Raw genomic sequence first — 18,866 nt, 5'->3', positions numbered from 1 at the left:
TTTTATACGTATTTCTTTTCAGCCAAAATGCCATACAGCGCCTGGGCAACTTCTTTTCCAGCACCCTCATAGGTTGTTTTTTCCACATTGCTTTCCGGTGGGAAAATTCGTTCAACCTGGGTGGCGGAGCCGTTCAAGCCATAGTTCTTTTCATCGGTGTCATACATATCTTTAAGGGTCAGAACCTTGATTTCCTGTGTTTTTTCAAGATCAAGCTTGCGCTTGTAGGAGGGCAGTCTTGGTGTATAAATGTCTTTGTCAACGGTGATCAGGCAGGGATACGGCACATGCTGGATCTCAACCGTGTCTTCCATGTTCATCTGAACCGTCAGGCCCTTTTCATCGGCCTGTAGTATTTTACCAACGTTGGTAACATGCGGGATACTCAGGAACTCTGCCATTTCCGGGCCAACCTGTGCGGTGTCGCCGTCGGTTGTCTGCTTACCGCAGATGATCAGGTCAAAATCGCCCAGCTTCTTGGCTCCCTGGGCCAGTGTATAGCTGGTGGCTACCACATCGGCGCCGCCGAATTTACGGTCTGACAAGAGGCAGCCGTCATCGGCGCCCATGTAGAAGGATTCATAAATCACTTCCTTTGTCTGCATGGGTCCCATGGACAATGTGGTGATTGTCCCCCCAAGGTCTTCACGCAGACGCAGCGCTGCTTCCAAAGCGTACAAATCATAGGGATTCATTTTTGATTCAATACCATCACGGATTAATACACCTGTTTCCGGATCGACTTCGACATTGGAAGTACCCGGTACCTGTTTGATACACACTAAAGTTTTCATAATGACTCCTTAATTACTCCTTTTTAAACTTTCAATGGTAAGTGGTCTGACCACTTAAGTTGATTTCATTATAGAATCTTTGTAAAGGAATGTCAAGACTTTTTTACTCGTTTTCATGTTTATTTTTTAACAATCTTTTGTTTTTACGAAATAAAATCACAAAAATCCGCATGATTTAGCCGTTTTCAGGCGTTTTTATTTTCTTTTAATATTTGTAAAATAATTACTCCTATGATAGAATAAGTTGATAAACTTAGGAGAATGAATGATGTATACTGAGATACCACAGAAAAAAATATATTTGCAGATTTTAGAGCAGATAAAAAATAACATCGTCACAAAGCAGTTAAAGAGTGGCGACCGCCTCCCCTCCGAACGCCAGCTGTCCGAGCAGCTGGGTGTTTCCCGCGCAACTGTGCGGGAGGCCATCCGCGCTCTGGAGATGATCGGCCTGGTACACTGCCGCCAGGGCGAGGGCAACTTTATCACCGAGGATTTTGACAACACCCTCACCCAGCCCTTATCCATTATGTTCTGGCTGAACGACGGAAAAGTCACAGAAATCCACGAGCTCAGGCGCTCTCTGGAAACCGAGGCTGCCAAGCTGGCTGCCCTCCATGCCACCAGGGAGGATATCCTTCGCCTGGAGGAAATCTGCGCTGCCATCGAAAGTGAGCCAAACGAAGCTAAAAGTGCTGAGCTGGATAAAAAGCTCCATGACTCCATTGCACTGTACTCCCGCAACAAGCTCATCAAGGATGTCTTAAACTCAGCCTCTACCCTGATCGAAGAGCTGATCAAGGACATGCGCACCCTTATCCTCATGGAGGAGGTGAGCGCTTCGGCCATCAACAAACAGCACCGCGACATCGTCGCCAATATCCGTAAGCACGACCCCGATGCCGCCGCCCGCGCCATGCTCACCCATATGAGCTTTATTGAGGATTTTGTGACTGAGGTACAAAAAGCCATCGACATTAAGAATACAGAGGAAGATTAAAAAAAGAGGGGCGTCGTTTCGACGTACCTCTTTTGCCTGTCCGCTTTATTCTATATAAAAATTTTTCAATTCAAGTCCTCGAAAGTCTGCGTATTCACCAGCCAGCCTCTCGATTGCCTTCTTTTCTGCAGCCTGAAAGGCCTCAAACAAACGTATTGAAATCTCCACGTTGTCCTTCTGTGTTTTTGCTTTCCATATACCGGCTGCCCGGCCATTCTTCAGGACAACACCCGGATTTCCAACGGTTTTCCATACCAGCTTCTGAAGGGCCCTATCCTCTAAAAGCACTGCTCTGTCCTTAATATCGAGATAAGGATCGTGCGGACCCAGTAAAATCAGCCGGTCATCGCTCTTTTCTGAACTCAGCAGACTTTCCATATCCATCGTCAGCATGCTGGCGGTTTTTTTCTCCACCATAACCGGTTCCATTTCATCCGAGATGGTATGCCACAGGCGCTTTGCCTGTCTTGGGGAACAGCCCAGCCAGGCCATCAGGCCTTCCTTGGTTGATGGCCCGTAGCAGTGCAGAAATTTACGCACCAGGGCTTTTTCAGCATCCGGCGTTTTTTCTGGCAGGCCGCCTGTCCATCTTTTGAATGAAGTAAAGTTTGGACTGTTCCCCTGCCGCTTGCCAAAGACCACCAGTGACGCAAAGGAACAGGGGCGCAGCAGGAAAGAAACTGCCGCTCCCCCAACAGTCTGCCGGTCAGGGCTGCCATACATGGACGGCGCGCGCCAGAGCTTTCGTTTTTCCTCGGGCAATTCCTTCTCGATGATTTCTGCCAGTGTTCTGTCCAGAACGTCCTTGCTTTTGATAACACAGTCGTCCAGGTGCCCTGCGGCTTTCTCTGTCCGTTCTAATAAATCCTCAAAGGACATCTGCAAAAAATCAAGGGCGGCTGTGATGCCGCGGGTATAGATCCAAGGCGACTCCCCCTCCTGTGCTCTCAGAGCGGTCAGAAAGACTGCGCTTTGCTCCGCTGGAAAGACAACAGGCGCGCCGCGGAAGCTCCAGGCCTGTATCAGACTTTTTTCCAGGTACAGCGCGTTTTGTGCAGTCTGCAGTGTGCATCCCTCCAGCCTGTTAAATAAAGCTGTTTCCCACGCGCCGGGCGGAGAGTTTTGAAAACCGCAGGCGCCGGCTGCTGCCGTCAGGCCTGTCATAGGCTGTTTTTTATCCAGATGGTGTGCCCTCAGCCGATGCCTTCGGATTTGTTCTGTCTCTATATTCATTGACTTCTCCAACAAGGTACGTCGTTTCGACGTACCTTGTTTTTTTACCACTCGATGCGTTCCACCGACATGGGCTCAGCGTTCAGGTACATGTCCTCAACCTTGCCGTTCTTCATCTTAATAACCCGGTCTGCCATGGGGGTGATGGCCTGGTTATGTGTAATAAGGGCAACGGTCATTTTTTCCCGCCGGCAGGTATCCTGCAAAAGCTTCAGAATATTTTTACCGGTGCTGTAATCCAGGGCGCCAGTGGGCTCGTCACAGAGCAGCAGCTTTGGCCGCTTTGCCAGTGCCCTCGCAATGGCCACACGCTGCTGTTCCCCGCCGGACAGCTGAGATGGAAAGTTATCCATACGATCCTCAAGTCCAACGCTCGCCAGCGTTTCGCGCGCGTCCATAGGGTCTTTGCAGATCTGTGTTGCCAGCTCAACATTTTCCACAGCCGTCAGATTCTGGATCAGGTTATAAAACTGAAAGACAAAGCCGGTATCATAGCGCCTGTAGGTTGCCAGCTCTCTGGCGTTCAGCGCTGAGACCTCCTTATCGCCCACAAACACCTGGCCCTCATCACACCCGGACATACCGCCCAATATGTTGAGTACGGTTGTCTTTCCGGCGCCGCTGGGACCAACCACAATGGCGAACTCACCTTCCTCGATGCCAAATGAAATGCCATTGGCAGCGTTGATGGTCACCTCGCCCATTTTATAGCGTTTATATACATCGTTAAATTCGACAAATTTTCTCATTTATTCTACCCCTTATCGCTGTTTTTCTTATTATACAAAAACAACCTGAATTAAAACCATATACAATATGGTTCCCACACCGATGCTGATAAGATTGTTCCGCTTCCAGACATGCAGTGCCACCACAGCTGCCATGGCAATAAACTCGGGCAGCCCAAAGGGCCACGCGTTCAGGGCGACGTTGCGGTAACAGTACACCACAAGAATCGCAATGACTGCCGGCGGCAGAATCCTTCCAAGGTACAGCACCCACTCTGGCGGGTCCTTACGCCCAAAAAGCGCAAAGGGCAGCACTCTGGTGATAAAGGTACAGACCGCCACCACCGCCACAATCAAAAAAGCCTGTGAAGTTCCAATCATTGCACACCCTCCTGTTCTTTATCTGCCTTATCGGCTTCCTCTGTTACGTCCAGCCGCGCCTTAAGCAGCATCAGCAAAAGCACCGAGCTCAAAAGAGAAGGCAGAATAAAATTGCCAGGGCCAAAGATCAAAAGGCAGATGATCCCAGCTGCCAGGCCGACCAGGGCAGGAAGATGGTTTTTTGCCTCCAGCCACTGCTCAACAAAAATAACAATGAACAGGGCTGTCATGGCAAAGTCGATCCCTGTGGTGTCAAAGGTAATGAGCGCGCCAGCCGCCGAGCCAAGCACACTGCCGATAATCCAGTAAATCTGGTCCATCAGAGCGATGGCCATGTAATACCGCTTTTCATCCACCCCCTCCGGTGTCTTTGCCGAGCAAAGCAGTGAATAGGTTTCGTCGGTCAATGAAAAGATCATGTACAGGCGTTTTTTCCCCATTTCCTTGAACTTCTGAATAAAGGACAGCCCGTAAAAGGAATGGCGGATATTGATGGCAAAAGTCATCATGGCGATGGTGAACAGGCTCAGCCCGCCGTCAAAAAAGGTTACCAGTACAAACTGCATGGAGCCTGCGTATACCACCGTGCTGATGAGCGCTGCCCACAGCACGCCGTAGCCGGCCTTGCTTAAAAGCAGACCAAAGGCAATGCCGGTAAACAGATAGCCAAACAGGACCGGAAGGGTGGTGACAAAGGCGCTTTCAAGTGTTTTTTTCATATGCCCTCCGCATTTTTTAGGATAGAGAAAAACAACGAGACCCTCAGGCCCCGTTGTTCAGATGTTTTTATAAAGCGGCGACAACGTCTGCGGCGCCGTCCAGCCAGTCTCCCTTAAAGTCTTCGATTTTGCCGGCATCCACCAGTGAGGCGGTTTCCGGGTCGATTGGCAGCTTGGCCAGAACCTTCAGGCCCTTTTCCGCTGCGACTTCGTCAATATGGCTTTCGCCAAAAACAGCAATCTTTTTACCACAGTCCGGGCATTCCACATAGCTCATGTTTTCAACAACGCCTAAAATAGGAATGTCCATCATGTTTGCCATGTTTACAGCCTTTTCAACGATCATGGATACCAGCTCCTGAGGAGAGGTCACAATGATAATCCCATTGACAGGCAGTGACTGGAATACCGTGAGCGGCACATCGCCGGTTCCCGGCGGCATATCCACAAACAGATAGTCTTCGTATTCCCAGATAACATCACTCCAGAACTGCTTTACCGCGCCGGCGATTACCGGGCCTCTCCAGACAACAGGATCGGTGTCGTTTTCCAAAAGCAGGTTCATGGACATTAAATCAATGCCGGTTTTTGTCTTAACCGGATAAATGCCCTTGTCGCTTCCCTGAGCCTTCTGGGTAATTCCAAAAGCCTTGGGGATGGACGGGCCTGTGATATCGGCATCCAGAATGCCGGTAGATAATCCTTTACGTCTGAGCAGTACCGCCAGTGTGGAGGTTACGAGGGATTTACCAACGCCGCCCTTGCCGCTGACAACGCCAATTACTTTTTTAACCTGACTCCAGGGATGCGCCTTGACCATAAAGTCCGGTGCACCGCCCTCACGGTCAGCACAGTCTGATCCGCAGGTGCTGCAGTCATGGGTGCAGTTTTCTTCATCAACCATTTCATTCACTCCTTCAAACAAAAATCTTATAAAATGACATCGCCGTCAGAAAGAGCTTCCTGACGGCAATGGTTAAACTCATTTGAGCCTTATTATAACATATCTTTCAGCTTTTGTTAACTACTTTTTGGGCATTTGCCCAAATCAATGTAAAGAACGGCTTCCTTCCGGGCCAATATAATCCGCACTTCCGAAGCCAAGCACCAGAATAAAGACAGGCCGCAGTATGATCAGACCAATGGTAAAGGCCACGTCCTGTCCAAAGGACTGCGCCAGCTTATAGCTGATGCCAACATAAAGAACGGCTGACAGAAGGTTCAGCACACCGGCAATTAAGATGAGGAGGCCCATATCGCTATTGCCGAGCAGTCTGCTCAGCACCACACAAATAAAATTGATCCAGAAAATCATTGTATTCCACGAAAATTTGTACACCGTGTACTCATTGTAGAAAGGAATAAAAGATTTCCATCCCGGCTCGCCGGCCTTCTCGAACATCTTCCATCCCGCCGCCAAAGTCAAAATATACCACAGCAGCAATAAAAGCGGTACGATTGTTATCATAGCTATTGCCCCTTTCTTTTTCAAAACCCTCAGGTTTTACTATATCAGAGCTTTTTATTTCTTTTAGCGGACACCAACAGCATCATAGGGCGCCGCATTTCATCCTTCATACCCGGCAAATCAAGCATTTCCACCGGAGGCTGGGGTTCGACAATGTGCTGCAGCTCAAAGCCATTTTGCAGCAATGTATCGAGATAGGTGGTGAGTGTCCGATGGTATTTGGTCACCTCTTCCCCCAGAAAAACAGCCTTCCTCTTACCTTCATAATAATAATTGTCTACCGGAAAATGTAAAATTTCACCCGCGTCATCATAATACCAGTCCTGCGTGCCGTAAGCGGTAAAGACCGGGTGCTCCACCGAAAAGATAAAATCGCCGCCCGGGGCAGTAAAACGGCTTATTTTCTCCGCCAGTGCAGAAAAATCCTGTATATAATGAAACGCCAGCGAGCTGAGCACCACATCAAAGGAATTTTCTGCAAAATCCAGATCCTCCATGGCACACTGTCTGTAGCAGATTCGCTCGTGGCTGTTCTTTTCCCTCGCTGTATTCAGCATCTTCTCAGAGATGTCCACGCCCAGCACGCTGGCCGCGCCGTGCTCTGCGGCATACAGGCAGTGCCAGCCATAGCCGCAGCCTAAGTCCAGCACACGCTTATCCTTGAAATCCGGCAAAAGCTTTTGCAGCTCAGACCATTCCCCTGCGCCTGCCAAGCCCTGACGGGAGCGGTTCATTTCGCTGTATTTTTTAAAAAACACATCATCATCGTATTTATTTTCTTTCATGCTCACTCCTTAAGCCTGCACACATCCACCCAGCTCAGTGCGCCGGAATACTGAAACAGGTCGTCACAGGAAAGCTCGATCATGGAATTGCTGCTGCCAGCGGCCGGAAATACTGTATCGAAGCGCTTGAGAGAGTCATCCAGATAGACCTCCACATCCGGGTTTTCAATGCCAAAGGGGCATACACCGCCAACTGCGTGGCCTGTAAATTCCAAAACCTCATCCGGCGACAGCATTTTTGCTTTTACGCCAAACTCATCCTTGAATTTTCGATTATCAATTTTTGTGTCGCCTGCTGCCACAACGAGAACGCACTCGTCATATCGTTTAAAGGACAGTGTTTTTGCGATTCGGGCAGGGATCACACCTACAGCCTCTGCGGCCAGCTCAACGGTCGCAGTTGAAGCTGTCAGCTCCTTAACCTGATCTTCCATACCGTACTGTTTAAAATATGCCTTTACCTTATCTACTGCCATTTTCTTTACTCCAATCCTTATTATACTCTACCAGTTTACCGCGAATTTACCCCAAATGCAAGCGGTATCACTTCTCCACACACAAAAAAGCAGCACGGCTTTGCCTATGTGCTGCTTTATATTTCTCTTTATTTATTTCGTAAATTCAGAAAGCTTGTCAAAGACCCCGGTCAGCGCAAAATAAGCTTCGTCAAAAATTGGCTTCATGGCACTGTAAACCGGCTGATTATCTGTATTTGGTGTCTTTGTCTCTTCAATCTTCAGGAACTTGTCAATGACGTCAAAGTTTTCAAAGACGCCGACGCCCACACCTGCTGTAATGGCTGCACCCATGGAGGTCGCCTCTTCCAGGTAGTTTGGTTTCTGGATATTGATGTTGTAAACATCCGCTAAAATCTGGAGCCATGCATCGCTCTGTGCGCCGCCGCCAATGACGATCATGTCGTCAATCGCAACGCCCTTACCCTTGAAAACATCCATGACCACGCCCAGGTTAAAGGCAACGCCTTCCTGCACCGCGCGCACCATATCCTTCTTTTCGGTTTCCATTTTAAGACCGATAAAGGCGCCCTTTGCCTTTGGATTCCAGCGCGGGCTTCTCTCGCCGATCAGGTAAGGTAAGAACAGCAGTCCATTGGCTCCTGGCTTAGAATCGTTAATTTCCTGTTCCAGAAGGTCATATTTGCTGATCCCCTGCTGTTCGCCCAGCAGGCTTTCGTACTTGCACAGCTCCTTTGTAAACCAGCTGTAGGAGCCGCCGCCGCACTGCATGGTCCCAGTTGGCAGTACATAGCCCGGCACAATGTGCGCCCAGGTAAAGGTGCGCATTTCTTCATCGTAGATTGGGTTTTCTGTGGTGATGGAAATCCATGAGGATGTACCCATACAGCTGTGGGCAATGCCTTCCTTGGTACAGCCAGTGCCAACGGCCGCGCAGACACCATCGCCACCGCCGCAGACAACAGGGATTCCAGAAACCAGTCCGCAGGCTTTTGCCGCTTCATCTGTGACGGTCCCCGCAATGTCTGTGGATTTTAACAGTGCCGGCATTTTTTCACGGTCGATCCCCATGACTTCCAAAAGGCGGTCAGACCATTCCAGCTTGTTTAAATCCAACAGGTTGGTAGAGGAGGCGTCCGTATACTCCGTGACGAATTCACCGGTAAGCTTTAGAATGATATAATCCTTGCAGTTGAGCATTTTATAGGTGTTTTCATAAATTTCAGGCTCGTTATTTTTAACCCACATCAGCTTCTGTCCGCCGTAGGACGGGCTGATCTTATGGCCTGTGAGATGATAAAAATCTTCCTCGCTGATGCGCTCACGGATCATTTCTTCTTCTTTAGTAGCGCGCATATCTGCCCAGATCAAAGCGTTTCTAAGCGCCTTGCCCTCTTTATCCACACAGATGCACCCCATCATCTGGCCACTGAAGGATATGGCGGCAATGTCGTTCACGTCGATGTCCTGCACTAACTCTTTTGTGGATACGCAGACAGCGTTCCAAAAATCCTCCGGACGCTGTTCAACCCAGTTGTTATTGCTGACAAGCATGTCATAGCTGTGAACACAGCTTTTGACCAGTTCCCCTTCTGTGCTGTACAGAGTCGCCTTGTTTCCAGATGTTCCCAAATCGTGTGCCAGTAAATATTTTTTCATTTTAACCTCTCCTCAAAAATGATTGTTATAATGTTTTTGCGTAAGCTTCTGTAATTTCAATACTGCTGCTGCTGCCGATTCTTTCTGCGCCGGCTTCGATCATTGCCAGGCAGGTTTCAAGATCGCGGATACCGCCAGCGGCCTTGACCTTCACGTCGTCACCGACAATGGATTTCATGAGCTTTACATCCTCCACGGTCGCTCCGCCTGTACCAAAGCCTGTTGAAGTCTTGATAAAATCCGGCTTCACTTCTCTGGCGATCTCGGCTACCTTTGCAATTTCGTCCTTTGTCAGATAGCAGTTTTCAAAAATAACCTTTGACAGCACGTCGTTTTCACGGCAGACTGCCACAATGGCTTCCATTTCACGTTTAATATAATCATAATTCTTATTTTTCAGCTCCACGATATTGATGACATAATCAATTTCGTCCGCGCCGTTTTCAATGGCATTTTTAGTCTCAAAAACCTTGGCTTCAATGGTTGTCTGTCCAAGGGGGAAACTGATGGCTGCGCCCACGTGCACAGGTGAATCCTTCAGGTACTCCTTACACAGCGCTACCGGAGCCGAGTTGATGGCAACCATCTTAAAGCCGTACTTGTCGGCATCATCACACAGCTTCTTAAAATCCTCATCCGTGACAAAGGCCTTTAAGAGTGTATGATCAAAATAGCCTGCCAGTTCTTTAACAGTTAGTGTTTTCATGTAAATCCTCACTTCATTTATTGTTCTTATGTATTTACATAATAACATCCTATTGTATAACTGTCAAGAGCAAAAAAGAAAAAACCAGCGAATGCTGGTCTTTTTAAGGTTAATTGCGTTTTAATCTAAACGTAAAATGGCTCCTGTCCCCGCGGTAATGGGCCTTGGAGTACTCTACCGGCGTCTCGTCGGTCAAGTAGGCGATGGTCTGAATATACTGGATCGCGGAGCCTTTGCTGATGCCCAGGGTTTTAGCCGTAGAGCTGTCCGCCAGTATGGCTTCAAGTCGCCTGGTGGCATAATCAATGGTCAACCCCAGCTCGGTCTCCATCACATGATACATGGAAACCCTGGTAAAATCCTTTTCCAGCATTTCATTGCACAGGCTGTGCGGCAGATGGCTGACCACATGGACAATGGGCTCGTCATTGGCGTAGCGCAGGCGCTCAAGCCGTACGACCTCTGTCCCCACCTCAAGCTGCAGGGCACGCCCCACCTCTTCGTCACAGGCCACTACCACCAGGCCGAGCACTTCAGTTTTAGGCGTCAGCCCTTTTTCCTCCATTTCCTCGTTAAAGCTCTGGATCGATTCCAGAAAATTCTGGTGAATCTTAGGCCGGGTCACAAAGGTGCCTTTGCTCTTTTTGCGGTAAAGCCTTCCCTCTACCACCAGCGAGTTGATCGCCTGGCGTACCGTTGGACGGCTGATTCCAAAAGCCTCACTGATCTCCATTTCCGTTGGAATAGGTTCTTCGTAACTGGTATGTTCCTTTTCAATATACTCCTCCAGCAACGTTTTAAGCTGGTAATAGAGCGGCACCGGTATATTTTTATCGAGTTGATGATCAAATAATCCCATATTATAATAGCCTTTCTTATGTCATTACCATCTAGTATAGCGCATTTTTTATAAAATGTCCATATGTCATGACATTGCGAACTCATAAAAGAAAACCCGGATGAATATCCGGGCTTTAGTGTGTCAAAAACCTCAAGAGACGGAGTCCTTTACCTAAGGAAGAAAAAAGTGCTCTGCGGGCACTGCATTAACACTTGTATCTTCTTCAATAAAGATGACCTTTGATCTCTCCTGTGTCCGGCGTTTCCGGTAAAGAGGCATGATTCCCCGCCTTTTACCGCAGCGCTTGAACTTTTTTCTTATCTGGATAAAAGGCGCAGTCTCGGCCTCCGCCACTTCTTTAACAGCCTGAAACCCGGATGAATATCCGGGCTTTAGACGTGCCATTTATTTTTCAAGAATTTTTTTCAGGTCTTCTTCCGGCGTGGAAATTGGTGTCAGACCAAAACGTTCAACCAGCACATTTAATACATTCGAAGAAACAAAAGCTGGAAGTGTTGGTCCAAGGTAGATATTTTTGATGCCAAGGGACAGCAGCGTCAACAGTACACAGACGGCCTTCTGTTCGTACCAGGACAATACCAGTGTGAGCGGAAGCTCGTTGACGGTGCAGTCAAAGGCATCTGCAAGGGCAAGAGCGATCTGGATGGCCGAGTAAGCGTCATTGCATTGTCCAACATCCATGATTCTCGGCAGGCCAGCGATAGTGCCAAGATCTAAATCGTTGAACCGGTATTTGCCGCAGGCCAGTGTCAGGACAATGGAATCGTCTGGTGTCTGCTTAACAAACTCTGTGTAGTAGTTCCGTCCTGGCTTCGCGCCGTCACAGCCGCCAACCAGGAAGAAATGGGAGATGCTGCCGCCTTTTACAGCCTCTACAACCTTATCGGCCACAGACAGCACAGTTCCCCTTGCAAAGCCCGTTGTCAATACAGAGCCGCCGTTGATACCGGTCATTTTATGATCTTCCGGATAGCCGCCAAGCTCCAGGGCCTTTTCAATAACAGGTGTAAAATCTTTATCTGGTCCGATGTGCACCATTTCAGGATAAGAAACCACTTCGGTGGTGAAAACACGATCGCTGTAGGAATCCTTGACTGGCATCAGACAGTTGGTCGTGTAGAGAATAGGCGCCGGTACACCGTCAAATTCCTTTTGCTGATTCTGCCATGCCGTACCAAAGTTTCCTTTGAGGTGCGGGTAAGCCTTGAGCTTCGGGTAGGCGTGGGTCGGCAGCATTTCACCGTGGGTGTAGATGTTAATCCCCTTGTCCTTCGTCTGTTCCAGAAGCAGATAAAGATCATGCAGGTCATGGCCTGTGATGATGATAAACGGCCCCTTCTCAATGGTCATGGAAACCTCTGTCGGCTCAGGTATTCCGTAGGTTTCTGTGTTGGCTTTATCCAACATGGCCATACACTGCAGATTGACATTGCCGGTATCCATGACCAACGCCAGCAGCGTATCCATATCTTCTTCACCGCCAATGGCACGCAGCGCAGTCAGGAAAAAGGCGTTGACATCCTCATTGTGATACCCCAGCACATCGGCGTGATAAGCGTAAGCTGCCATACCGCGCAGTCCAAACAGAATCAGCGATTTTAAGGAGCGGATATCTTCATTGGCGTTCCAGAGCTCCTGCATATCAAAATCACGGATTTCACCACCAATGGCCTTTTGCAGATTGTGCAGGTCCTCCACCTGTTTTTTAATGGTTGGATCGTTAAAATTAACATTTGTCACAGTGGTAAATAACCCCTTCATCACCAGCTTGCTGACTTCATCATTGGGCGCTTCTTCCTTTTCCATCACCCGTGCCAGACCGATCATAGCGCCTGTCAGCTCATCCTGCAGATGTGCGGTGTGATCCTTCTTGCCGCAAACTCCCTGGTGCTTGGTACAGCCCTTTCCTAAAGCAGTCTGTTCGCATTGAAAACAAAACATGGACATTTGTATTCCTCCTTGATAACTTATTTCTTTGACTTGTTATCAAGTATACCCATCTGCAGCGAAAATGTATGTTGCATATGCAATGATATTTAAAAAAGCTTGATTTTTTTAGGGTTTTTCGATATTTTGTTTTCTATTTTTCTTTTGCTACATTTTAAAATCAACTAGCCTTGACTGAAAGTTTCAAGCGATATCAATCTTTTTCTGCCCAAGATTTCTGCCCAAATATTTATTTCATATATTCTAACATCTTTTCCTGTTTTTATCAAACAAATGATAACAGGTTACTGCTTTCTGGATTATCCGGAACCTGCATCGCTTTTTCAATCGTTGATGCCAGTGGGATCATATCGGATACTTCCAAATGCGAATAAATATCAGCTGTTGTTGCAATATTGCTATGCCCAAGCCATTCCTGTATGTATTTCATTTGAACACCTTTTCTCAAAAGAATACTAGCACAACTATGCCTGAGATCATGAAACCGAATGTGTCGTAATCCATGTTTTTTTAATAGTTTTCCAAAAGAGGTCGTAAGCCAGTTTGGAGTATACAATCTTCCTACTTCATTTACGCATATGTATCCTTCCGTATCTTCATAAGCATTACCACACACCAGGCGGTTATTTAACTGGATTGCTTTTAGCTTGATCAGCTTACCCTTTACCGGATCAATCAAAGGAAGTGTCCTTCTACTGCTAATCGTTTTTGTCCTGTTTTCCTTGACATAGATATAACTTGACTCACTATATACCGGAACAATCGTATGGTTAATATTAATTAAGTTATTCTCAAAGTCAACCGCGCTCCATTTCAACCCTATAATTTCTGATCTTCTCAGGCCATAAAATGCACCTAATAATATCGGTATCTCCAGTAATGTACCTTCACTTACTTTGAATAATTTTTCGAGTTCAAGCTCATTATAACAGCTGTGTGGTTCAATTGATTTTCTAACTGAAGGTCTATATACCAGACGAAGCGGGTTAGCCAAAATCAGCTCAGAACGAACTGCGTAATTTAGTGCGGTATTCATTAATTCATGATAACACTTAATTGTACAAGGTTTCAATTTTTCATTTTCTAAATGAATATAGAACTCCTGCACATGCGCAGCTTTTAAAGACCCCAGCTTCATCTTGCGCTCATCAAAATAGGGGGCAATTTTTCTTTCGATCCTAGTTTTATACGAGTGGTAAGTTGTAATCGCAATAGCCGATTTTCTGTATTCCAGCCACTTTCTTAAATAGTCACCAAAAAGCATCTCCGTATTGAGATCATTCGCCGCATTTGGAATAATGTATTTACTTCTTACTTCCAGTAGCTTCTTTTCTGCTTTTTTCTTATTCCCCTTTACTCTTAAACCAGTTGGTATCCACTTTCTGATCCTTTTACCTGGTCGCTCATAATAACTAATAACACAATAATACAATCCGTTTTTTTCTTCTAAATGTCCTGCTACCATGAAATTACCTCCAACTCATGGACAAACAGATACTTGTTAATATCTAAAATTTTATATGAATATGGTCTATTTGTCTATGCATTTTCTTCGTTTTCTAAGATATATTTAATAACATATATTTTTGGAACCAAGTATCCCTTGCCAATTTTTTTACCTGGAATCCTGCCAGTTCTTATTAATTTGCATACATATTGTCTGCTTACATTATGAAGCATTTTTTGTATATCTTTAACATTTACAACATCATCAAGATCTTTAAACATGTTGTTTTGAAGTTTAGTATTTTCACAAGTTTGTCTATCATTATTTCGATTCATAGCTTTTACCTTATTTGTAACCAACTAATTTTAAGCCATTACCAGTTGAGGAAAAATGCAAAGTCTTCTCATTCTTTCTTTAATACCAAGATATTCAATAAACTGTTTAAACGTCATTAATGCAGGATTTAAATTTTCCATTGCACTCTCCATTCATTATTTTTACTCAAAAACATCTTCCGTTCTCCAATATAAAAAGCCACTAGATAACTCTAATGGCTTTTTTCTGTAAAACATTATTTTGATCAACGATCAGCTTCATATTCGTCTTTTTCTTTGTTTTCTCCGATGGCCACTGCCATTTCCCAACTGTCTAAATCTTTGACCGTATCGCCGGAAAGAACCGTTGTGAGAAATTTTTCAAGGTACTCACTTGTTGGCTGAATCCCTTCATTCATATTATAATAGTTTGCCCTCACCAAGGCATTTCTAAAATACAGGGAGCCTTCTTTGAAGGGCTCGTTGTTCACAGAAAAACCTAAATGGTTTAAATATTGTATTAGAAAAACAGCGATTGTCCGCATGTTTCCCTCCCTGAAGGGGTGCAACTGCCAGATCGAATTTATAAATTCTGAAATACGGCGGATAGCCGATTCGTTGTCCATTGATACGTAATTTTGCTTTTTTTCCTGCGCAAAATCATAATCCAAGGTATCCTCAAGCATACGGAAATCTCCATAGGTTACGGATTCCCCACCGAGGATCGGCTCTTTTTTCCAGATATTTGTATCCCTAAAAATGCCATTGAAATCATAAATACTATCAAATAAAATTCTGTGTATACTCTTAAGGGCTACAGGCGAAAACGAAAAACCACCTGTCTCCAGCAATGAAACGATTCGCGCAGATACTAAGTCACATTCCATTTCGTCATGATTGACAATGCTCTTTTCACGGTAATAGGCTTTTAAAGAATCTTCGACTTCCTTATTTGATGCTGCGCCATAAATATTTTTAGGAATGAGTTTCTTTAAGTATTGTGATGGTTTTAAAGCATCCACTTGATTCAACCCAATTGCAACATCCCAATAAAGCTGTTTTTCACAGGTATCATAGCTTTCATGTTTTTCTTCATAAGTGTAAGGAATGTGTTCATCCATATTTTAGCCTCCATTCAAACTGTGGTTTGCTTTTGTGAAACCACTTGCTCTCAGCTTGTCAATTACTTTATGATCCTATTATATCGATTGGAATAGAATAGTCAAGAAATTAGTGTGTCTGCTCCATTCTTATCCAAATCCAACTAACTTCATTTCATTTCCTGATGATGAAAAATGAAGTGGTATCATCGGGTTTGCCACGAAGGTATACAGATCAGTATTATTTTCTTTACAATATGTGGTTAATTGATTATTTCCATCATTGTTTTCTGTAATATTAGCAACGACAAACTTTGGATGTTTTCGCAATAAATCGCTGCAAAAATAAGCATTTTCGCCATTCTTAGCTGCAACGATCCCTGTAATACTTGAATACTTCAAGTCATCAGAGAGCAGCATTTTCGTTGCATTCTCAGGCGTTTGATCCCCCTGGTAAATTAAGCGGTCACTTCCGTGAACAACCATATATGCAATGTTATTTTCTGTAAAATCAATGGGTTTTATGACCACATCATCCATTTCATATTGCTCATCATTTGAGATCGAAATCTCATGCGCTGAAATTAACGCTGAAACATCATCATATGCGGCAAGACCACTGCTGCCGGGAAAGAAGCATTTCTCGACCGGGCAAGTGTCCAGCAAGGATGTCAATCCGCCAATATGGCCAACGTCCAGACTGGTTAGTAAAAGAATATCGACTTTCCTCCCTTGTATGTAGTCCTGCAAAAAAGGATTCTCTCCAGTCCCAGTGTCAATAACCGCAATTCCTCCGTTTGAAGTCTCGATCACGGACGCCATGCCTTCGCCGCTATTCATAAAAGTAAAGGTGACATTTCCCTGAACTTCAGTCGTCATTGCTGCCTTACTCGTGTCTTCGGAATGATTAGAGTCCTTGTTCATTAACAAAGCACTCGTTACAAGCGTAGAAAATATGACGATTAAGCCAAGGATGCTGTACAGTATTATTGCTTTTTTATCGTTCATTTTGAACCTCATGTAATATTGTCTTTCTAAGTTTATCAATAATCATCTGATCTTCACGTTTTAAAAAGCTTTTCTTATTATTTTCCTGTGACACTGTGCGGATCGGCTTCGCATCCGCGTTCTCATGAGCGGGCTTTGCTGTTTTCATATAGTGTGAATTTATAATTTTGGTGAGCTTTCCTTTGTAGTCTTTTTTATTAAAAACATCAATGCCGTGTTTTTTTATCTCTGCCAGGGTACCCGATAGATCTTTATCATTTGCGCTCGGCAGATAAACAACCGGCGTGGTGCCACAAAATGAATGCAGATTAATTAAGCTGTTGATTAACTCCTCCTGTGTGTCATGAACGACCATGATATCCAAAATCAAATATTCAAGGTTCACATATGTATTTGCTTCATCTAAAAAGCGTCGCACTGAAAACTCAGATGCAATTTTACAGTCTACTTTATCAAAATCATTTAGGAAGTCCATATCATGAGCGTTTTTTTTATTTCCACAAATATATAAGATCATTTTGTACCTCTCTCATCGTAAAAAGAGCACGATTAAAAGTAAAATCAAGTTGATCAATGATATTATTGAGCCGCCATACACCAGTGTCTGTTTCCAGCCTTCTCTACGGATTGTATCCGCCGCCTCTTCTCTGATCCGGTTTGAAACAGCTTCCATTTCCTTATTCTGATTCTTAAGATCTGTCAAAATTTCTTTAAAATCCATTTTATTCTCCTTCATATTCTCTTTAACAATGCCGAATGTATCATTGAGTGATTGAATGGATTTTTCGATCTCACAGTCTGGAAGCGACTCGATCAACTCTTTTATATTTTGATTGATCACCTTACAAGCCTCGATATTCTTTTCCAGATTATCATTGACATTTTCTAGTAACATCGTCTGCTTCACTGAAACATTCTGATTATATTCCATTTTTTCCTCCTGTTTTTCTTCATCTTTTTTGTCCTCAAAATTTACCAAGTTCACTATAAAATCCTTGACGCTTTTATTCATCTCCTTGTAGAGTAAATACTTTTTGCGTCTGATTTTTTGTTCTTCTTCCTGATCGGCAGGTTCTTCCAGATTTAAATTCTTATTATCTTTTAATAACAAATACAGATCTCGTATTAACTTTTTACTATTTTCAACAACTATATCCATCATTATCTCCTATTAATATCCATGGCCTTCTCCAAGTCCATTCAAGTTATTTCCATATCTGTTTTTTGCATAGTGCAGCGCAGCCAGCAGATTGTCGTAACCATCGAAAATATTATCATGGCCATCATGCTTGTGTCCGTTGAAGGTTTCTGGTATGGTCTGCATCAAACCGTGGCCAATATTAGTGTTGCCACAGCTGTCCCCGGCACTATTCGGACACCATGGACAGATACCATTATTAAATGGAATGGGTGCCCCACTGTTTACGTCGCTGATCCCCTGCACGGCCAATGGATTTCCACCGGATTCTGTTTCGATCTGCCTTAGTACCTTTTCAACCATTTCGTTGTCTGTGCTTAATCCGTTGGCTGCCAGTGCCTTAACAACCGTTTGTCTCCAAGACTCGATATCACCGGATGTTCCATTGTTTGCAGGATTAATTAATGGCCAGGGATTAACGGTAACATTTTCGGAGGTATCGAAAATGTCCCGATAAGCCGTGTTGCCTGCATCTGTTTTATGGCATCCAAAATGTAAATGGGCTGCATAATTACCCAGGCCATCACCAGAGTATCCCACAATCTGGCCCTTCGTGACGTGATCGCCAGCCTTAACGGTGATACTGCTCTGTGAATTCATGTGCGCATAGAAAAACCAGTATCCAGAACCATCACCGGCGAGTATCCCCACAGCATATTGGTAGCCACCGGTATAACCAGCCAGAGTGACTGTACCGTCGCAGACAGCGTATAATTCTGATCCCAGCGGACAGGACAGATCAATGCCATCATGAAATTCCATGCCATGATATTCACAGTTTCTTTGACCCCATCCACTATGAAAAACGTATGGATCGATCACAGCATAGGTTTCTGGGTCAAGACCGGCTGTGCCATCGGATATACCATATTCCGTGCTGCATGGATAACCATAAACGCCACCGCCGGTTCCGCTGTTTTTTGGTGTCAGCATTGATACAAATCCGACAAATAAAATGAACCCGACAAGTAATTCAATGATTACCTCTCGGGTTCTTCTGTTCTTCAGGAGAGCTAAGGCCGCTTTTATTGCAATGGACAA

Annotated in this window: 21 protein-coding genes; 1 reads left to right on the top strand and 20 read right to left on the bottom strand. The window is 45.1% G+C overall.

Annotation, left to right across the window (positions count from 1 at the left end; genetic code table 11):
• Positions 1 to 2: 2 nt before the first annotated feature.
• On the bottom strand, positions 3 to 794 hold the full coding sequence (gene lctB / locus B2M23_RS16670) for a lactate dehydrogenase subunit LctB (RefSeq protein WP_038352354.1): 792 nt from the start codon (positions 792 to 794) through the stop codon (positions 3 to 5).
• Between the two features lie 265 nt (positions 795 to 1,059).
• On the opposite strand from lctB, the gene B2M23_RS16665 reads away from it, so the two are divergent.
• Positions 1,060 to 1,794, top strand: coding sequence for a FadR/GntR family transcriptional regulator (locus B2M23_RS16665; RefSeq protein ID WP_052237246.1), 735 nt, complete (start codon positions 1,060 to 1,062; stop codon positions 1,792 to 1,794).
• A 45-nt stretch (positions 1,795 to 1,839) separates the two neighbouring features.
• On the opposite strand, the gene B2M23_RS16660 is transcribed toward B2M23_RS16665, so the two are convergent.
• The 19 genes from B2M23_RS16660 to B2M23_RS16565 all read right to left on the bottom strand — a co-directional run bounded on the left by B2M23_RS16660 (position 1,840) and on the right by B2M23_RS16565 (position 18,866).
• Positions 1,840 to 3,027 (bottom strand): winged helix DNA-binding domain-containing protein, encoded by a 1,188-nt coding sequence (locus B2M23_RS16660; protein ID WP_038352352.1) that lies wholly within the window; start codon positions 3,025 to 3,027, stop codon positions 1,840 to 1,842.
• 44 nt (positions 3,028 to 3,071) lie between these two features.
• Positions 3,072 to 3,776, bottom strand: a complete 705-nt coding sequence (locus B2M23_RS16655; protein ID WP_038352351.1) for an ABC transporter ATP-binding protein — start codon at positions 3,774 to 3,776, stop codon at positions 3,072 to 3,074.
• Positions 3,777 to 3,806: 30 nt separating this feature from the next.
• Complete coding sequence (locus B2M23_RS16650; protein WP_038352350.1) at positions 3,807 to 4,136, bottom strand: branched-chain amino acid transporter permease; 330 nt, start codon at positions 4,134 to 4,136, stop codon at positions 3,807 to 3,809.
• Entirely contained in the window at positions 4,133 to 4,855 is a 723-nt protein-coding gene (locus B2M23_RS16645) for an AzlC family ABC transporter permease (RefSeq protein ID WP_038352349.1), read from the bottom strand. The genes B2M23_RS16650 and B2M23_RS16645 overlap by 4 nt, the downstream gene beginning before the upstream one ends.
• Before the next feature lie 67 nt (positions 4,856 to 4,922).
• Complete coding sequence (locus tag B2M23_RS16640; protein WP_038352348.1) at positions 4,923 to 5,759, bottom strand: Mrp/NBP35 family ATP-binding protein; 837 nt, start codon at positions 5,757 to 5,759, stop codon at positions 4,923 to 4,925.
• Positions 5,760 to 5,903: 144 nt separating this feature from the next.
• Positions 5,904 to 6,323, bottom strand: a complete 420-nt coding sequence (locus B2M23_RS16635; protein ID WP_052237245.1) for a DUF5684 domain-containing protein — start codon at positions 6,321 to 6,323, stop codon at positions 5,904 to 5,906.
• Positions 6,324 to 6,367: 44 nt separating this feature from the next.
• Positions 6,368 to 7,108 carry a class I SAM-dependent methyltransferase gene (locus B2M23_RS16630; protein WP_038352347.1) on the bottom strand — a complete coding sequence of 247 codons (741 nt, stop codon included), beginning with the start codon at positions 7,106 to 7,108 and terminating at the stop codon, positions 6,368 to 6,370.
• A 2-nt stretch (positions 7,109 to 7,110) separates the two neighbouring features.
• On the bottom strand, positions 7,111 to 7,584 hold the full coding sequence (locus B2M23_RS16625; protein ID WP_038352346.1) for a YbaK/EbsC family protein: 474 nt from the start codon (positions 7,582 to 7,584) through the stop codon (positions 7,111 to 7,113).
• 132 nt (positions 7,585 to 7,716) lie between these two features.
• The gene (xylB, locus tag B2M23_RS16620) at positions 7,717 to 9,243 is read right to left on the bottom strand and encodes a xylulokinase (protein ID WP_038352345.1); all 1,527 of its coding nucleotides are present in this window, start codon (positions 9,241 to 9,243) and stop codon (positions 7,717 to 7,719) included.
• Between the two features lie 25 nt (positions 9,244 to 9,268).
• Positions 9,269 to 9,949, bottom strand: a complete 681-nt coding sequence (gene deoC / locus B2M23_RS16615; protein WP_038352344.1) for a deoxyribose-phosphate aldolase — start codon at positions 9,947 to 9,949, stop codon at positions 9,269 to 9,271.
• A gap of 109 nt (positions 9,950 to 10,058) precedes the next feature.
• Positions 10,059 to 10,808 carry a GntR family transcriptional regulator gene (locus tag B2M23_RS16610; RefSeq protein WP_038352343.1) on the bottom strand — a complete coding sequence of 250 codons (750 nt, stop codon included), beginning with the start codon at positions 10,806 to 10,808 and terminating at the stop codon, positions 10,059 to 10,061.
• Between the two features lie 387 nt (positions 10,809 to 11,195).
• Entirely contained in the window at positions 11,196 to 12,758 is a 1,563-nt protein-coding gene (gene hcp, locus B2M23_RS16600; protein WP_110060324.1) for a hydroxylamine reductase, read from the bottom strand.
• A gap of 265 nt (positions 12,759 to 13,023) precedes the next feature.
• Positions 13,024 to 14,223 (bottom strand): tyrosine-type recombinase/integrase, encoded by a 1,200-nt coding sequence (locus B2M23_RS16595; RefSeq protein WP_052237244.1) that lies wholly within the window; start codon positions 14,221 to 14,223, stop codon positions 13,024 to 13,026.
• Positions 14,224 to 14,297: 74 nt separating this feature from the next.
• Positions 14,298 to 14,540, bottom strand: a complete 243-nt coding sequence (locus B2M23_RS16590) for a helix-turn-helix domain-containing protein (RefSeq protein ID WP_013380241.1) — start codon at positions 14,538 to 14,540, stop codon at positions 14,298 to 14,300.
• A 245-nt stretch (positions 14,541 to 14,785) separates the two neighbouring features.
• Positions 14,786 to 15,640, bottom strand: a complete 855-nt coding sequence (locus tag B2M23_RS16585) for a Fic/DOC family protein (RefSeq protein WP_052237243.1) — start codon at positions 15,638 to 15,640, stop codon at positions 14,786 to 14,788.
• A 129-nt stretch (positions 15,641 to 15,769) separates the two neighbouring features.
• Positions 15,770 to 16,627 (bottom strand): MBL fold metallo-hydrolase, encoded by an 858-nt coding sequence (locus B2M23_RS16580; RefSeq protein ID WP_038352341.1) that lies wholly within the window; start codon positions 16,625 to 16,627, stop codon positions 15,770 to 15,772.
• The gene (locus B2M23_RS16575) at positions 16,617 to 17,144 is read right to left on the bottom strand and encodes a hypothetical protein (protein ID WP_038352340.1); all 528 of its coding nucleotides are present in this window, start codon (positions 17,142 to 17,144) and stop codon (positions 16,617 to 16,619) included. The genes B2M23_RS16580 and B2M23_RS16575 overlap by 11 nt, the downstream gene beginning before the upstream one ends.
• Before the next feature lie 12 nt (positions 17,145 to 17,156).
• A complete protein-coding gene (locus tag B2M23_RS16570) occupies positions 17,157 to 17,789 on the bottom strand; it encodes a hypothetical protein (protein WP_148430356.1) in 633 nt (210 codons plus the stop codon).
• A 9-nt stretch (positions 17,790 to 17,798) separates the two neighbouring features.
• Complete coding sequence (locus B2M23_RS16565; RefSeq protein WP_038352338.1) at positions 17,799 to 18,866, bottom strand: transglycosylase SLT domain-containing protein; 1,068 nt, start codon at positions 18,864 to 18,866, stop codon at positions 17,799 to 17,801.

It is taken from the genome of Eubacterium limosum, from assembly GCF_000807675.2.
GTDB lineage: Bacteria > Bacillota > Clostridia > Eubacteriales > Eubacteriaceae > Eubacterium > Eubacterium limosum.
Note: the sequence above shows the minus strand (reverse complement) of the source record. Positions and strands in the feature narration are given on the sequence as shown.

Coding starts and splice junctions, on each gene's coding strand:
- lctB (WP_038352354.1), bottom strand. CDS start 794: ATGAAAACTTTAGTGTGTATCAAACAGGTACCGGGTACTTCCAATGTC.
- B2M23_RS16665 (WP_052237246.1), top strand. CDS start 1,060: ATGATGTATACTGAGATACCACAGAAAAAAATATATTTGCAGATTTTA.
- B2M23_RS16660 (WP_038352352.1), bottom strand. CDS start 3,027: ATGAATATAGAGACAGAACAAATCCGAAGGCATCGGCTGAGGGCACAC.
- B2M23_RS16655 (WP_038352351.1), bottom strand. CDS start 3,776: ATGAGAAAATTTGTCGAATTTAACGATGTATATAAACGCTATAAAATG.
- B2M23_RS16650 (WP_038352350.1), bottom strand. CDS start 4,136: ATGATTGGAACTTCACAGGCTTTTTTGATTGTGGCGGTGGTGGCGGTC.
- B2M23_RS16645 (WP_038352349.1), bottom strand. CDS start 4,855: ATGAAAAAAACACTTGAAAGCGCCTTTGTCACCACCCTTCCGGTCCTG.
- B2M23_RS16640 (WP_038352348.1), bottom strand. CDS start 5,759: ATGGTTGATGAAGAAAACTGCACCCATGACTGCAGCACCTGCGGATCA.
- B2M23_RS16635 (WP_052237245.1), bottom strand. CDS start 6,323: ATGATAACAATCGTACCGCTTTTATTGCTGCTGTGGTATATTTTGACT.
- B2M23_RS16630 (WP_038352347.1), bottom strand. CDS start 7,108: ATGAAAGAAAATAAATACGATGATGATGTGTTTTTTAAAAAATACAGC.
- B2M23_RS16625 (WP_038352346.1), bottom strand. CDS start 7,584: ATGGCAGTAGATAAGGTAAAGGCATATTTTAAACAGTACGGTATGGAA.
- xylB (WP_038352345.1), bottom strand. CDS start 9,243: ATGAAAAAATATTTACTGGCACACGATTTGGGAACATCTGGAAACAAG.
- deoC (WP_038352344.1), bottom strand. CDS start 9,949: ATGAAAACACTAACTGTTAAAGAACTGGCAGGCTATTTTGATCATACA.
- B2M23_RS16610 (WP_038352343.1), bottom strand. CDS start 10,808: ATGGGATTATTTGATCATCAACTCGATAAAAATATACCGGTGCCGCTC.
- hcp (WP_110060324.1), bottom strand. CDS start 12,758: ATGTCCATGTTTTGTTTTCAATGCGAACAGACTGCTTTAGGAAAGGGC.
- B2M23_RS16595 (WP_052237244.1), bottom strand. CDS start 14,223: ATGGTAGCAGGACATTTAGAAGAAAAAAACGGATTGTATTATTGTGTT.
- B2M23_RS16590 (WP_013380241.1), bottom strand. CDS start 14,540: ATGAATCGAAATAATGATAGACAAACTTGTGAAAATACTAAACTTCAA.
- B2M23_RS16585 (WP_052237243.1), bottom strand. CDS start 15,640: ATGGATGAACACATTCCTTACACTTATGAAGAAAAACATGAAAGCTAT.
- B2M23_RS16580 (WP_038352341.1), bottom strand. CDS start 16,627: ATGAACGATAAAAAAGCAATAATACTGTACAGCATCCTTGGCTTAATC.
- B2M23_RS16575 (WP_038352340.1), bottom strand. CDS start 17,144: ATGATCTTATATATTTGTGGAAATAAAAAAAACGCTCATGATATGGAC.
- B2M23_RS16570 (WP_148430356.1), bottom strand. CDS start 17,789: ATGATGGATATAGTTGTTGAAAATAGTAAAAAGTTAATACGAGATCTG.